The sequence below is a fragment of the Pseudazoarcus sp. NS36 genome, assembly GCF_059703705.1.
Window position 1 is genome coordinate 282,407 of the sequence record NZ_BAAKJA010000005.1, and the last position, 13,767, is coordinate 296,173.

Here is a 13,767-nt window from a genome sequence, read left to right on the forward strand (position 1 = left end):
GCACTGGCGAACGAATTGACAGGGTTTGCGACGATCTAGAGAATAGGAATCGTTATTATTCCTTCCTCTCTGTCGCCTCTCCGGAACTTCGCATGTCAGCCAAATCCGCCCCAACCGAAGCACTCGGTCAGCTGTATGCAGACCACAGCGGCTGGCTGCGAGCATGGCTGCAACGCAAGCTCGGTTGCTCGCATCGCGCTGCCGATGTATCCCACGACGCATTCCTGCGGTTGCTGTGCCGACCGCTTCCTTCCGACCTCAGGCAGCCGCGCGCGCTGCTGACCCACATCGCCAAAGGCTTGGTCATCGACTACTGGCGTCGCCAGGATGTCGAGCGCGCCTATCTGGACACTCTCGCCCACATCGCTCCCGAGTTTGCGCCGTCAGCTGAAGAGCGCATGCTGGCGCTCGACGCCTTGATGCAGCTCGATGCACTGCTGCACGGCATGGAAGCGCGTACGCGTGCCGTGTTTCTGCTCGGTCAGGTCGATGGCCTGTCCTACGTCGAAATCGCCGAACAGCTCGGCACCTCTCTGATTACCGTAAAGCGACACATGCGCAAGGCACTGCTGGCATGTCTCGACGCCCCGAGCCTGCTTGAAGCATGAAACACGATATGCCTTCCCGGATTGCCCCGGAGCTGCTCGGCGAAGCCGTGGATTGGCTCATGCGCCTGCAGTCGGAGGACTCCACAGCCCTGCGTGGGGCCTTTGAACGCTGGCGTGGGCGCAGCCCCGAACATGCAGCGGCCTGGGCCCGTGCCGAGTCCTTGATCGATACCGTGCGCAGGATTCCTTCCGGCATGGCACATCGCACCCTCGCCCAGGCTGACCGCATCGCCCGTCGGCGGGTTTTGGGCGGGCTGGCTGCGCTGGGTGTAAGCGCCCCGCTCGGCTTATTGCTGGCCCCGGAGGCCCGACTCATGCTGCGGTCGGACATCCGTACCGCGACCGCCGAGCGACGGAGCATGAATCTGACCGACGGCACAGCACTGATCCTGAACGCCCGCAGTGCGCTCAGAAGCTCGGTTCATAACGGAGCGCAGCGTCTCGAACTGCTGCAGGGCGAGATCCTGCTGACCACACCACGAACCCCGCTGCAAACTGCATCGCCCTTGCTGCTTGCAACCAGCCACGGTCATCTGCAGGCGACGAATTCGCGTTTCTCGGTACGCACCGATGCATCGATTACGCACGTTTCGGTCTTCGAAGGCGCCCTTCAGATCGCCACCGCCGGCGGGAGCAAACTGGCATTGCCTGCAGGCAAGCAAACGCTGTTCGATACACGCGTCATTGGCACCCCCACGGCACTTGCACCGGGCTCATCACAGTGGGAGCACGGCCTGCTCGTGGCGCGCGAGATGCCACTGCGAGAGGTATTGGCCCGGCTTGCGCCCTATCGGCGCGGACACCTGGGCTGCAACGATGCCGTGGCCACACTCGCAGTATCTGGCGTGTTCGCGCTGGATGACCCCGAAGAGAGCCTCAATCTGCTGGTGCGCTCCCTGCCCGTCCGACTCGCGAGCTTTTCTCGCTGGTGGGTTTCGCTGGAGCCGGTTGGCTGACCGCGGATGTCTGAAAGTATTCTTGCCGCCGGGTGATACCTTTTCTCTTCCTCATGCGGTGTACGGGCAAGAGCGGCATTGACCGCTTCAACACCCGACATGAGGACTACGCAATGACCACCCCCGGTTTCAACTTCCAACGGCCAAGATCGGCCCCTCCCCTCGCCCTGCGTCTGCGCGGCATTTTTGTTGCGACGGCCTTCGCGTGCATGAGCATGCCCATGCACGTCCTTGCGCAGGACGCCGGCAATGAGGCTGCCAGCGTGCGACAGTCGTACTCCGTTCCAGCCGGCGAGCTGCAAGAGGTACTGCTGCGTTTCGCAACCGCTGCAGGGGTCCGTCTGTCTTTTGACCCGCGCTCGATTCCGGCGCAGCAAAGCCGCGGAATACAAGGCCAGCTGAGCATTGAAGAGGGCTTCCGCGTGCTGCTGGCCGGAACCGGTCTGGAGGCAAGCCCGGCCGGAAATGGTGGCTACGTACTGCAACGCGTTGCCGTTGCGCCCACGACACTGCAGACCGTAGTCGTTACCGGCGAGAAGTTTTCACGCAGCCTCGAAGAAACCATGTCGAGTGTGGCGGTCATCAGCGGAGAAGAAGCGCAACGCCGTGGCGATCGTTCCCTCACCGACGTCCTGATGCGCACTCCAGGTGTAGGAACCCAGTCCGGCAACGAGAACTGGACGATCCGGGGTGTTCCGGTGTCGGGCTTCGACGATCAGGGCCCGGTCACCATCAACGGCGCCGTGGCGGTGTATGTTGATGGCGCAGTGCAGCCTCATCGACTGGTCACGGCCAGCCAGGTACCGCTGTGGGATGTCGAACAGATCGAAGTGTTCCGCGGTCCGCAGTCCACCAACCAGGGACGCAATGCCCTGGCCGGCGCCGTCATCATCCGCACACGCGACCCGCAGTTCACACCCGAACTCGCGGTGCAGGCCAATATCGGCAACCATGGTCAGCGCGGCGCCTCCTTCGTCGGTGGTGGAGCGCTGGTTGAAAACATGGTGGCCGGTCGCCTTGCCGTGGATTACCAGGAATCGGACGGCTATCTGCACAACCGTACGCTGGCCAACCACGCCAACCCAAACCGCGACATCAACCTGCGCGGCAAGCTGCGCATCCAGCCAAACGATCAGCTCGACATCGTTCTCGGACTGGCGCGTACCGAGCGCCAGGCAGGCGAAAACGCCACCGCCGCCGTCAACGGTCGCCCGGACTACTACAACATCTACTACGACACCCGGCCGCGCAACGAGATCAAGCAGGACACCGCCAGTGCCAACGTCAGTTACTTCATCAACGACACCTGGACGCTGAGCAGTCTGACGACCGCGACGGACACCGATTACTTCTCGCGACTCGATTTTGACCAGACGCCGGCGCTGGGCCGGGAGGCCGTGCGTAATCACCAGCACCGCCTGTTCGGCCAGGAACTGCGCCTGGGCTATGAAGCCGACACGCTGAAGGCGCACATCGGCCTGTATGTGGGTCGCCAGAAGACCGATGCTCGCGATCAGCTGATTTTCGGTGGTACGGAGATGCTCGATGCACGCGCACATACGAAAATCGGCAATGAGGCCGTGTTCGGTGAACTGAACTGGGATTTCGCGCCCACCTGGCAGCTCATCGCGGGCCTTCGCTACGATCAGGAGCGTAACGATACGGACATCCGCTACCCCTATGACCCCCTGAATTTCGCCAGCTCGCCCAGCGCCGAAGAGTCCGAGCGCTTCAATGCGCTACTGCCGAAAATCGGCATCAGCCACGAGCTTGCCGCGGGACAGCGCGTCGGCATGATGGTGCAACGCGGCTACCGGGCAGGCGGCGTCCATCTGCGTCCGGCATCCGCGCATGACGTCTACGATCCGGAGTTCACGACCAACTGGGAGTTGTCCTACCGCGGCACCTGGCTCGGCGACCGTTTGCGTACAACGGCCAACCTCTACTACACCGACTGGAAAGACCAGCAGGTGCGCACGCTCGACACCAACGGTTTCCTGAACGTCGTCAATGCCGCGCGCAGCGAGATGCGGGGTATCGAATTCGGCGTGGAATATGATCTGAACCGCAGCTGGAGCCTGTCTGCTGGCGGCTCCTTCAACGACACCGAGTACAAGGAATTCGAGTCCGACTCCGGCGACCTGAGCGGTCAGGACTTCCTCTTTGCGCCGCGCTACAAGCTGAATCTTGGCGCGACCTGGCGCATGAATGACCGCTTCAATGCCACGCTGGATGTCACCCGACAGGGCGACAGTGCCACCTCCTACATCACCAACGGCAGTGGCGAGGTGATCGGCAGCCGCCGCAATGACGCCGTGACGCTGGTCGATATGGCCTTCAACTACCGGATCGACAAACGCTACAGCATCAGCGCCTACGTCAAGAACGTGTTCGACAAGCGCTACATCACCAGCAATCAAAGCGACACGATTCTCGATGTGGGTGCCCCGAGAACCATCGGCATTGCCCTGCGCGCCTCACTCTGAGCGCTGGCTACGTGGCCGAGCTGCCGGGATCAGTCCGACAGCTCGGCCAGGCGTGTCAGCGCCTCGTCGATGCGATCCACGGCGATCACTTCAATGCCGCGCAATTTCTGCTTCGGTGCATTGGCCTTGGGCACGATTGCCGTCGTGAAACCCAGCTTGGCGGCCTCGCGCAAGCGCTCCTGGCCGCGTGGCGCAGGCCGGATTTCTCCGGCTAAACCAACTTCACCAAATACTGCAAGTTCACGCGGTAATGCTTTGCTTTTTAAAGAAGAAACGATAGAGATAAGCACTGCCAGATCGGCGGCGGGCTCGGCAATCTTGACTCCGCCGACAGCGTTAACGAAAACATCCTGATCAAAACAGACGATACCCGCATGTCGATGCAGCACAGCCAGCAGCATGGCCAGACGGTTCTGCTCCAACCCCACGCTGAGACGGCGCGGATTCGGGCTGTGTGCGGAATCGACCAGCGCCTGGATTTCAACCAGCAACGGGCGGGTGCCCTCCTGCGTCACCAGCACACAGCTTCCGGGCACCTGGCGCTCGTGCTGCGAGAGAAAGATTGCAGACGGGTTGCTGACCTCGCGCAATCCCCGGTCCGTCATGGCGAACACGCCCAGCTCGTTGACCGCACCGAAACGGTTCTTGATGGCCCGCACGAGACGGAAGCTGGAATGCGTTTCCCCCTCGAAATACAGCACCGTATCGACGATGTGCTCGAGCACTCGCGGCCCTGCCAGCGCGCCATCCTTGGTGACGTGACCAACGAGCACCAGACTGACCCCGGATGTTTTCGCAAAACGCGTCAGTTGCGCGGCACATTCACGCACTTGCGCGACCGAACCCGGCGCAGACTGCAAAGCCTCCGAATACATGGTCTGGATCGAATCGATCACCGCGATGCGCGGCCGCTCGGCCGCCAACACGGCGAGAATGCGTTCAAGCTTGATCTCGGGCAGCATCCGCAGCCCGGCGGTATCAAGCTGCAGACGCTTTGCACGCAATGCGACCTGCTCGCCGGACTCCTCGCCGCTTACGTAGATGGACGGGTGTTCGACAGCCAGCGAGCTGAGCGCCTGCAGCAACAGCGTGGATTTGCCGATTCCCGGATCACCACCGATCAGGACGACACCGCCCGCCACCAAGCCACCGCCGAGAACACGATCGAATTCCGCAATCCCGGTGCTCACGCGCGGCTCTTCACGCGCCTCGAGCGCGGACAGCGGCTTGAGCTCGCCTACCGTGCCGGCCAACGCGGCGAAACGCCCGTTCCCGCCACCACCGCCCTGCTCCGCCACCGTTTCCGACAAGGTGTTCCAGGCCTTGCAGTGCGGACATTGGCCTTGCCACTGCGGAGATTGCCCACCGCATTCGCTACATACGAACACCGCGCGAGACCGCGCCATCAGGTCTGTTCCCTGGCGATCTCGGCTGCCCTGCGAGTCAGCGACTCGACCGCGTGATCCGCAAACGTACGGATCAGGCGCGAGCAGAACTTGTCCTTGGGCATGATGACTTCCAGCGAGTTGTACAGGCGCGGCTCCAGATGCACGGCCGCCAGGGAGCCTTCCGTGAGCTCACGCTGGATCGCTGCATTCGACGCAAAGGCGTAGCCCAGGCCACGCACCACCAACTGCTTTACGCTGGCCAGACTGCCCAATTCGGCACACACCTCAAGCCGCGAGACGTCCACGCCGCCGTTGGAGAAGAAGTTTTCGGTCAGCTCACGCACCGAATTGCCCGTGTCACGGTTGATCAGCGGGTAGCCGGCCAGATCCTTGGCATGTGCGATCTTGAGCTGCGCAATCGGATGATCCGGGCGGCAGATCACCATGATCTCGTCGCGAGCAGCGGTCAGTCGCTGGATATTCGGATCGTCTGCGGCGATCTCTACAAAACCAAGGTCAAGCTCCCGCGCTGCGACGCGCTCTTCGGTCAGCAGCGAGTTGCCGACCACCACTCGCGGAATCACGCGCGGAAACTTCTGCTTGAATTCGTCGATGATGGCCGGCAGCCAATAGCCGGCAATCGTCATGCTGGTGCCGATATTGAGCGGTCCGGACAGTTCATCCGTAAGCTCGGCAACGCGCAGCTCCATTTCCTCGCTCAAATCGAGAATACGCTCGGCAAAGGACTGCACGATCTCCCCGGCCGGCGTCAGCGACACCTTGCCGTGACCGCGTTCAAGCAGCCGGGTATTGAAGTGCTCTTCGAGTTGTTTGATCTGGAAAGTGACCGCGGGCTGGGTCATGAACAGGTGTTCGGCAGCCCGGGTGAAAGAACCGTGTTTGGCGACAGCGGCGAATACTTGAAGTCTTCGGTCAGCCACAATTTACCCATAAAGTACGTTTATGGGAGCATGGTAATCACAAATGAAGGGGCCGGCAAGTACGGGCTTGCGTTCGGTGCTCAGCCGCTCTGGGCCGACCTTTCAAGCAGGCGCCGGATGGCGCACAGATCTTCCCAGGCCTTTACCTTGTCCGCCGGATTTCGCAGCAGATATGCGGGGTGGTAGCTTACCACTACGGGTGTATCCCCATGTTTGAACAATTTTCCCCGGACTGCGCTGATGCGAAGCTCTGCATCGCCAAGCAACACCTGTGCAGCGGGTCTGCCCAGGGCCACCAGCAGTCGTGGCTGTACCAACTGGATCTGGCGCTCGAGATACGGACTACAGGCGACCATTTCGGCCGTTTCAGGGGTCCGGTTGCGCGGTGGGCGGCACTTGACGGTGTTGGCGATGTACACCCCGGCCTCCCGTGACAAGCCGATAGCCCCGAGCATTGCGTCGAGCAATTGCCCCGCAGCACCGACAAACGGAAGTCCCTGGCGATCTTCCTCCGCGCCAGGACCTTCGCCAACGAACATTACTTGCGCTGTTCGGTCCCCCATCCCGGGAACGGCCTGCTGACGGCCCTGACACAAACCACAAGCACGACACTGCGTGATATCCGACTCCAGCGCATCCCAGTCGAGCTGGGCAATGCGTGACGCACGCTTGCCATCGTCCATTACCGGGACGACGGGCGCGGGAGCTGCCGGCTGCGGATCCGGCTGTGCCGCCCTGGCAGCCCGGGCGGGCGTCAGAGGAGGACGCACCGCTACTGCCGGTACAGCCGCCTGCTCCCGTTCCTCTTGCGATGAAGCGGCGTCATTGCGCAGTCGCCAGAGCGGCGCCAGGCCCATTTCACGCAGTATCGAATCGCGCCGCTGCATCACAGGGCTTTCCTCATCAGGATTGCATCCTCGCGCTCACCGCCGGCTGCCGGGTAATACCGCTTGCGCCGTCCGACCGGCTCACACGCACAGTCTCGATACAGCGCCAGCGCTGCATCGTTCGACGGTCGAACCTCAAGAAACAGCTGGTTCGCACCATGACTGCGAGCCAGTTCGAACAGACGCTCAAGCAGAACCCGCCCGAGTCCTTGACGCTGCCGGCTGCGGATCACGCTCAGATTGAGCAAATGCGCTTCATCCATGACGAGCATCATCACCGCATACGCCACCCGCTCGCCATCCACGCGCAGCACATGTGCCAGATAACCGGCACCCAAGGAATCCGAAAAATTGCCACGAGACCACGGAAACTCATGCAGCTCGCATTCGTGGACAATGACCCAATCGAGGTCGTCCTCGATCATCGGATCAAGGCTGGTCACCGCAGTCAAGCCTTGCCCCCGCGTGCCTTGCGCTCAGCCGTAGTCAGCGCCACCTTGTTGCGAACATACAGCGGTGCGGCCTGTTCGGGCGGCAGGATATGCCCCTGCTTCGCGGCGACCGCTGCGAGCGCGGCAATTTCCTGCGCCCGCGGGACCAGCTGCGCATCCCGCCCCAGAACGCCGGGCGCCCCTGCCGGAAACAGCTCCGGATACGCCTGTAACGCCGACCCGATGACATGCCAGTCCCCCTCCACCGTAAATCCGGCAGGAGAAACGCAGCACGGCGCCATGACCTCTTGTGGCACAAGGCCGTCAAAAACATAGGCTGCAGCGTAGATTTCGCCCATCCGGGCATCGGTCATTGCCAGCACTGCCGGCTGATTTGCCTGCAGCGCCAGCGCCTCGAGCGTGCAAATCGGCAAGACCCCTATGCCGGCGCCCATTGCCATGCCCTGCGCCACGCCGCACGCAAGTCGCAATCCTGTGAAGGCGCCAGGCCCGGCGCCGAATGCGATGGCATCCAGTCCGCCCGCAACAAGTCCTGCCTCGGCAAGCAAAGCACTCACCGTGGGCAACAAATGCTCGGAATGATTGGCGTGGCCCTGCAATTCGCGGCTCAGGGTGGCCCCGTCAAGCAACAGGGCCACCGAAGCGTGTTCGCAGGAGGTTTCGATTGCGAGAATTTTCATGGCGGTCGATTCTACCGCCATGTGGCGCCCTCGACCGCAGAGGGCGTCAGTTACCGGGTTGCAGGCTGGAGTAGCCACCCTCGTTGAGGTCGCGGGTGACCGCACGCAAGTCCAGCAACAAGGCGCGGCGCTCTTCACGCGACAATTGCTTGCTCTTCTCCGAACCGGAAAGCGGACGACCGTCGGCCAGGGCACGCTTGAGACTGATACGCTCGTCGGGGACGGTACGGTGATCGAGCCCGACCGGCTCGACCGGACGCCCACCGGGCGAAACGGAGCCGGTCTGGGACAATGCCGGGAAAGTGCCGGCAGCAGACAGCCCGAGGGATACGGCGATGCCGGCGACACCGACACAACAGTGCAGGAACCGCGCGAACCGCGAACGAAGCTGACGAGGCGAGCTGACAATCTGCATGATCGGGTTTACTCTCGTGTTGCGCATCACTCAGGCGCAACATACCGTGATTCGCCGGGCAGTGCAGCACTTCGCCCATGACGTCGAACTGCGCATTGTAAGCACGTATTGCATCTTCGTCTGGGACTTACGAAGCGTTACCGGCAGCGACTCCCGTGAAACCCTTGGATGCCGCTACCATTGCGACACCCAACACCGACCGGATCGGAAAATGAACGGAAAAACTCGCTACAAGGTTCTCATCGTCGACGACGACGCCCGCTTGCGCGAACTGCTTTCCCGGTACCTGATGGAACAGGGATTCACGGTCAAGGGAGTCGGCGATGCACCGGCCATGGACCGCGCCTTACATCGCGAGCACTATGATCTGATCGTGCTCGACCTGATGCTTCCCGGCGAGGACGGCCTGACCATCTGCCGGCGCCTGCGCGCTGCCGAGAACACCGTCCCCATCGTCATGCTGACCGCCAAAGGGGACGAGGTCGACCGCATCATCGGACTCGAAATGGGTGCCGACGACTATCTGCCCAAGCCGTTCAACCCGCGCGAACTCGTTGCACGCGTGCATGCCGTACTGCGACGCCAGCCGACCACCTTGCCGGGCGCACCCACCCTGGACGACGAGGTGGTCCATTTCGGAAGCATCGTCGTCAATCTCGGCACCCGCTCGCTGACGCGTGAGGGCGAGGACGTCACCCTCACCACCGGGGAGTTCTCGCTGCTCAAGGTTTTGCTGCAGCACCCGCGCCAACCCCTTTCGCGCGACAAGCTCATGGAACTGGCCCGCGGGCGCGAGTACGGCGTTTTCGACCGCGCCATCGACGTGCAGATCAGCCGCCTGCGCAAGCTCGTCGAGGACGACCCCTCCAAGCCGCGCTATCTGCAGACGGTCTGGGGCTTCGGCTACGTGTTTGTCCCCGAGGACAGCCGCTCCGGTGAACCGGAAGAGGGCTGACACCGTCCCCGCGACGGAATCGAATCCATCCCGCCCGAAGCAGTCCGCCACGGGCGGGCACTGGCTACCCCGCTCCCTGCTGTGGCAGACCTTTCTGCTGATCACGCTGGTGCTGATCCTGTCGCTAGCCGTCTGGTCGGCAATCTTTCGTCATTTCCACGAGCCGGCACGCGCACGCGATCTGGCGCAGACGGCTGCCAGCATCGTCAATCTCACCCGCACGGCGCTGATCAACGCCGAAGCATCGCGCCGTACGGACCTGCTCATCGACCTGGCGGCGCTTGAAGGCATTCGCATTTATCCGGCCGAAGCCAGCGACCGGATCCTGCCGCTGCCCGACACGCGCTCGATGCGTCTGCTGACAGACGAGATCCGCCGGCAAATTGGCGACCACACCCGCTTGGCGACGCGATGGAAGACCCTGGACGGCTTCTGGATCAGTTTCCGCCTAGACCCGGACGACATCGATGACTTCTGGGTGCGACTGCCTGCCGATCGTTTGCAGGACGCCGACACGCAGGACTGGCTGGTATGGGTCATCGCAGCCTTTTCGGTGGCCTTGCTGGGCGCATTCCTGATCGTTTCGCGCATCTCCACACCGCTGCGCAGCCTGGCGCGCGCCGCGCAGATGGTCGGCAGCGGGCGCAAGCCACCCGAGCTGGCCGAAGACGGGCCGCAGGAAATCGCCATCGTCACGCGCGCCTTCAACCAGATGACTGGCGACCTCGCGCACAACGAGGCCGAGCGTGCGCTGATCCTGGCCGGCGTTTCGCACGACCTGCGCACGCCGCTTGCGCGCCTGAGGCTGGGCATCGAGATGACTGGCGCGCCCGACGAAGACGTCGCCCCGATGATTTCGGACATTGAGGAAATGGACCGCATCATCGGGCAGTTTCTCGACTTCGGGCGAGGCGAGCCGTCCACGCCGATGGAGACCATCAACCTCTGCGCAATGGTCGAAAGCCTGATCGAGCCACACCGTCAGCGCGGCGTCGTAGTGAGCTTCGAGTCGCCCGGCACGCTGCGCGCAGCGGCACGCGTATTGCCCCTGCGGCGCGCTGTCTCCAACCTCATCGACAACGCCTTGCGCTACGCCGAGAACAAGCCCATCGATGTCCGTGTCTGGCGCGAAGCGAATTCAGCCTGCATCGAAGTGGCAGATCGCGGCCCGGGCATCCCGGCGCAGGAAATCGAGCGGCTGCGCCGACCGTTCACCCGCCTGGAGGCCGCACGCTCCGACACAAAAGGGGCGGGATTGGGGCTGGCCATCATCGACCGGGTCATGCGCGCACACGACGGCCGTCTTGACCTGCTGCCGCGCGACGGAGGCGGCTTGCGCGCCGTGCTGGTGCTGCCGCTCAAGGCCTCGGAGCGCCGCAAGCGCGATAAGATGATGACCGATCCGCCCACTCAGATGGTCTGAAAACACACTGCCCCACCGGAGTTCCAGTTGAGCACACCTTACGAACGCATCGGCGGCGAGCCGGCCTTGCGTGCGCTGACCTCCCGCTTCTACCGCTACATGGACACCCTGCCGCAGGCGCAAACCATTCGTGCCATGCATCCAGCCGATCTGAACGAGTCCACCGAGAAGCTGTTCATGTTCCTGTCGGGCTGGCTCGGCGGCCCCAGTCTGTATATCGAGCGTTTCGGCCACCCCTTTTTGCGCGCGCGGCACATGCCTTTCAGCATTGCCTCTGCCGACGCCGCTGCGTGGATGCTGTGCATGCACCACGCCCTGGCCGACACGATCTCCGACGAAGCCCTGCGCGAGCAGCTGGAGAGCGCCTTCACGGGCATTGCAGACCATATGCGCAACCAGCCGGATGCTGCGTCGCACCAGCCCTGATCGGTTACAATCGCCCGCTTGCGTGCCGCCCCGAACGGCGCCCCGGACAACAGGACGAATCATGCTCTACGTACTCATCGGCGAAGACGCGCCCGAATCTCTGTCGGCCCGCATGGCGGCCCGCCCTGCCCACCTCGCCCGTCTTGAGGCGCTGCGCGATGCCGGCCGTCTGTTCGTGGCCGGGCCGATGCCGGCCATCGACTCACCCGACCCCGGTCCGGCCGGCTTCAGTGGCAGTCTGGTCATTGCCGAATTCGCTTCGCTCGCTGAAGCCGAAGCCTGGCTTGCCGACGATCCTTATGTCGCCGCCGGCGTGTTTGCCCGCAGCTCCGTGCGCCCTTACAAGAAAGTCCTGCCTTGAACCGCATCGACCAGATCCGCGAACGCCTCGCTGCACTCGAGCCGATTACGCTCGAGCTCGAGGATGAAAGCCATCTGCATGCCGGACACGCCGGCGCCCGCAGTGGTGGCGGTCATTTCAGGCTGCGCTTGGTTTCCGATTGTTTCCGTGGCCACGGCACGCTCGCGCGTCATCGTATGATTTACGATGCTCTCGGCGACATGATGCAGGGGCCGATCCACGCACTGGCCATCAAGGCACTTACGGCCGATGAGGCCGATCATTCACTCACCCGTTGAAGGAACGTCGATGAAACTCACCCCCCACCGCCTTGCCGTCGCGCTCGCAACCGCTCTCCTCTGCCAGGCCGCGTTTGCAGCCGACCCGGTGGCCACGGTGAATGGCAAGACCGTATCTGCTGCGCGCATGGACGTGATCATGAACGAGCAGCGCACACAGGGCGTGCCCGACACGCCGGAACTGCGTGAGGCCATCCGCGAAGAGCTGATCCGTCGTGAAGTGCTTGGCCAGGCAGCTGAAGCCGCCGGGATCGACAAGAAACCCGAAATCCAGACCCAGCTTGGTCTGGCGCGTCAGGCCATCATCATTCGCGCCTACCTGCAGGACTATCTCGCCAAGAACCCGGTCACCGACGAACAGATCGCCGCCGAGTACGAAAAGGTCAAGCCGCAGATGAGCGGCACCGAGTTCAAGCCGCGCCACATCCTGGTCGAGACCGAAGCCGAAGCCCAGAAGATCATCGACAGCCTGCGTGCCGGCGAAGATTTCGCCAAGCTCGCCAAGGCCTCGAAAGACCCGGGTTCGCGCGACAAGGGCGGTGAACTGGGCTGGAGCCAGGCCAACCAGTACGTCAAACCGTTTGGTGATGCGCTGTCGGCGCTCAAGAAAGGCGAGTTCAGCAAGGCTCCGGTCAAGAGCGATTTCGGCTACCACGTGATCAAGCTCGACGACCTGCGCGACGTTGCCCCGCCGGCGCTGGCTGAACTCAAGCCGCAGATTCGCGAATTCCTTGAGCAGAAGCGCGTGGACGATCACATGCAGTCGCTGCGCGACAAGGCCACGGTCAAGTAAGTCGGCCTTGCAAATCGCATTCACGGCGCTCCAACGGAGCGCCGTTTTTGTTTCAACGGCGCAGGTAGCGCTGATCGTCGAAGGTCATCACCCACTCGGGGCGATACACGACCATCATCGTCGTCACGGCACCGCTGATCCAGGCTTCTGAAAACGCCAGCAGCAGGAAATACGGCAGGTACTCACCCGCCAGCAGCGACCACGGATAGGCCCCGGCGGCCAGCAGCAGCAATGCCGCAAACAACCCGGTCAGCAGAATGACCAGCCCCGCCCCGGCAAAGGCCATGACGAAGATGTAGACAAAGAAGTGGCTGGGCAGGAAGCGCTCGACGACTGTGCGCAGGGCTTGCGCCACCAGTACTGGCACGATGCCCATCACGACAAAATTGATCGGCCACGCGGCCCACTCCACCGCGTTGTTGAGGCTGATGCCGGTCAGCACGAGCGCCAGCGCAAAGAGGGCCAATCGCGGGCCGAACATCAGGCAGGCCGCCATCGCGCCGAGCAGATGCAGATTGAGTCCGGGTAGCACCCCGGCGCGCAGACTCCACAACAAGGTCATGACCACGGCAAAGCCAAGCAAGGCGTTCAGGCGCGACGTGGAATGCATCAGCGCCCGCCAGTCCACCCGAAAGCCTGCATACAGCAGGGCAAAGAGCGAGAGCAGCGTCGCGGCGAAATGCCAGGGCCAGGAGAAGAGTGCGAACGGAAGATTCAT

The 13,767-nt window shown here is 62.9% G+C and carries 16 protein-coding genes; 9 read left to right on the plus strand and 7 right to left on the minus strand.

The window, feature by feature from the left end:
* Positions 1–92 precede the first annotated feature (92 nt).
* The 3 genes from AC6H0R_RS10075 (at position 93) to AC6H0R_RS10085 (ending at position 4,050) form a co-directional block, all read left to right on the plus strand.
* Positions 93–608, plus strand: coding sequence for a sigma-70 family RNA polymerase sigma factor (locus AC6H0R_RS10075; protein WP_497581229.1), 516 nt, complete (start codon positions 93–95; stop codon positions 606–608).
* Positions 605–1,564, plus strand: a complete 960-nt coding sequence (locus tag AC6H0R_RS10080) for a FecR domain-containing protein (RefSeq protein WP_497581230.1) — start codon at positions 605–607, stop codon at positions 1,562–1,564. The genes AC6H0R_RS10075 and AC6H0R_RS10080 overlap by 4 nt, the downstream gene beginning before the upstream one ends.
* Positions 1,565–1,677: 113 nt before the next feature.
* Positions 1,678–4,050 carry a TonB-dependent receptor gene (locus AC6H0R_RS10085; RefSeq protein ID WP_497581231.1) on the plus strand — a complete coding sequence of 791 codons (2,373 nt, stop codon included), beginning with the start codon at positions 1,678–1,680 and terminating at the stop codon, positions 4,048–4,050.
* A gap of 29 nt (positions 4,051–4,079) precedes the next feature.
* Here AC6H0R_RS10085 and radA read toward each other — a convergent pair whose 3' ends face one another.
* The 6 genes from radA to AC6H0R_RS10115 all read right to left on the minus strand — a co-directional run bounded on the left by radA (position 4,080) and on the right by AC6H0R_RS10115 (position 8,813).
* The gene (gene radA / locus AC6H0R_RS10090; protein WP_497581232.1) at positions 4,080–5,456 is read right to left on the minus strand and encodes a DNA repair protein RadA; all 1,377 of its coding nucleotides are present in this window, start codon (positions 5,454–5,456) and stop codon (positions 4,080–4,082) included.
* Positions 5,456–6,379, minus strand: coding sequence for a LysR family transcriptional regulator (locus AC6H0R_RS10095; RefSeq protein ID WP_497581233.1), 924 nt, complete (start codon positions 6,377–6,379; stop codon positions 5,456–5,458). Before AC6H0R_RS10095 ends, radA begins: the two co-directional genes overlap by 1 nt.
* Before the next feature lie 80 nt (positions 6,380–6,459).
* Complete coding sequence (locus tag AC6H0R_RS10100) at positions 6,460–7,266, minus strand: uracil-DNA glycosylase (RefSeq protein ID WP_497581234.1); 807 nt, start codon at positions 7,264–7,266, stop codon at positions 6,460–6,462.
* On the minus strand, positions 7,266–7,709 hold the full coding sequence (gene rimI, locus AC6H0R_RS10105) for a ribosomal protein S18-alanine N-acetyltransferase (RefSeq protein WP_497581235.1): 444 nt from the start codon (positions 7,707–7,709) through the stop codon (positions 7,266–7,268). Before rimI ends, AC6H0R_RS10100 begins: the two co-directional genes overlap by 1 nt.
* A gap of 5 nt (positions 7,710–7,714) precedes the next feature.
* Positions 7,715–8,398 (minus strand): tRNA (adenosine(37)-N6)-threonylcarbamoyltransferase complex dimerization subunit type 1 TsaB, encoded by a 684-nt coding sequence (tsaB, locus tag AC6H0R_RS10110; protein WP_497581276.1) that lies wholly within the window; start codon positions 8,396–8,398, stop codon positions 7,715–7,717.
* A 46-nt stretch (positions 8,399–8,444) separates the two neighbouring features.
* On the minus strand, positions 8,445–8,813 hold the full coding sequence (locus AC6H0R_RS10115) for a hypothetical protein (RefSeq protein WP_497581236.1): 369 nt from the start codon (positions 8,811–8,813) through the stop codon (positions 8,445–8,447).
* Between the two features lie 211 nt (positions 8,814–9,024).
* Between AC6H0R_RS10115 and ompR the strand changes: the two genes are divergently transcribed.
* The 6 genes from ompR to AC6H0R_RS10145 all read left to right on the plus strand — a co-directional run bounded on the left by ompR (position 9,025) and on the right by AC6H0R_RS10145 (position 13,049).
* Complete coding sequence (ompR, locus tag AC6H0R_RS10120) at positions 9,025–9,768, plus strand: osmolarity response regulator transcription factor OmpR (protein ID WP_497581237.1); 744 nt, start codon at positions 9,025–9,027, stop codon at positions 9,766–9,768.
* The gene (locus tag AC6H0R_RS10125) at positions 9,749–11,191 is read left to right on the plus strand and encodes an ATP-binding protein (RefSeq protein WP_497581238.1); all 1,443 of its coding nucleotides are present in this window, start codon (positions 9,749–9,751) and stop codon (positions 11,189–11,191) included. Before ompR ends, AC6H0R_RS10125 begins: the two co-directional genes overlap by 20 nt.
* Positions 11,192–11,218: 27 nt before the next feature.
* Entirely contained in the window at positions 11,219–11,617 is a 399-nt protein-coding gene (locus AC6H0R_RS10130) for a group II truncated hemoglobin (RefSeq protein ID WP_497581239.1), read from the plus strand.
* A gap of 61 nt (positions 11,618–11,678) precedes the next feature.
* A complete protein-coding gene (locus AC6H0R_RS10135; protein ID WP_497581240.1) occupies positions 11,679–11,978 on the plus strand; it encodes a YciI family protein in 300 nt (99 codons plus the stop codon).
* A complete protein-coding gene (locus tag AC6H0R_RS10140) occupies positions 11,975–12,256 on the plus strand; it encodes a BolA family protein (protein ID WP_497581241.1) in 282 nt (93 codons plus the stop codon). The genes AC6H0R_RS10135 and AC6H0R_RS10140 overlap by 4 nt, the downstream gene beginning before the upstream one ends.
* Before the next feature lie 10 nt (positions 12,257–12,266).
* Positions 12,267–13,049 (plus strand): peptidylprolyl isomerase, encoded by a 783-nt coding sequence (locus AC6H0R_RS10145; RefSeq protein ID WP_497581242.1) that lies wholly within the window; start codon positions 12,267–12,269, stop codon positions 13,047–13,049.
* A 52-nt stretch (positions 13,050–13,101) separates the two neighbouring features.
* Here the strand turns inward: AC6H0R_RS10145 and AC6H0R_RS10150 are convergent, their stop codons facing one another.
* Entirely contained in the window at positions 13,102–13,767 is a 666-nt protein-coding gene (locus AC6H0R_RS10150; RefSeq protein WP_497581243.1) for an energy-coupling factor ABC transporter permease, read from the minus strand.

What these genes read in the sequence shown, in the direction of transcription:
- AC6H0R_RS10150 (WP_497581243.1), bottom strand. Translation starts at nt 13,767, where the DNA reads ATGAATCTTCCGTTCGCACTCTTCTCCTGGCCCTGGCATTTCGCCGCG.
- tsaB (WP_497581276.1), bottom strand. Translation starts at nt 8,398, where the DNA reads ATGAAAATTCTCGCAATCGAAACCTCCTGCGAACACGCTTCGGTGGCC.
- AC6H0R_RS10135 (WP_497581240.1), top strand. Translation starts at nt 11,679, where the DNA reads ATGCTCTACGTACTCATCGGCGAAGACGCGCCCGAATCTCTGTCGGCC.
- AC6H0R_RS10075 (WP_497581229.1), top strand. Translation starts at nt 93, where the DNA reads ATGTCAGCCAAATCCGCCCCAACCGAAGCACTCGGTCAGCTGTATGCA.
- AC6H0R_RS10100 (WP_497581234.1), bottom strand. Translation starts at nt 7,266, where the DNA reads ATGCAGCGGCGCGATTCGATACTGCGTGAAATGGGCCTGGCGCCGCTC.
- radA (WP_497581232.1), bottom strand. Translation starts at nt 5,456, where the DNA reads ATGGCGCGGTCTCGCGCGGTGTTCGTATGTAGCGAATGCGGTGGGCAA.
- AC6H0R_RS10080 (WP_497581230.1), top strand. Translation starts at nt 605, where the DNA reads ATGAAACACGATATGCCTTCCCGGATTGCCCCGGAGCTGCTCGGCGAA.
- AC6H0R_RS10145 (WP_497581242.1), top strand. Translation starts at nt 12,267, where the DNA reads ATGAAACTCACCCCCCACCGCCTTGCCGTCGCGCTCGCAACCGCTCTC.
- ompR (WP_497581237.1), top strand. Translation starts at nt 9,025, where the DNA reads ATGAACGGAAAAACTCGCTACAAGGTTCTCATCGTCGACGACGACGCC.
- AC6H0R_RS10115 (WP_497581236.1), bottom strand. Translation starts at nt 8,813, where the DNA reads ATGCAGATTGTCAGCTCGCCTCGTCAGCTTCGTTCGCGGTTCGCGCGG.
- AC6H0R_RS10085 (WP_497581231.1), top strand. Translation starts at nt 1,678, where the DNA reads ATGACCACCCCCGGTTTCAACTTCCAACGGCCAAGATCGGCCCCTCCC.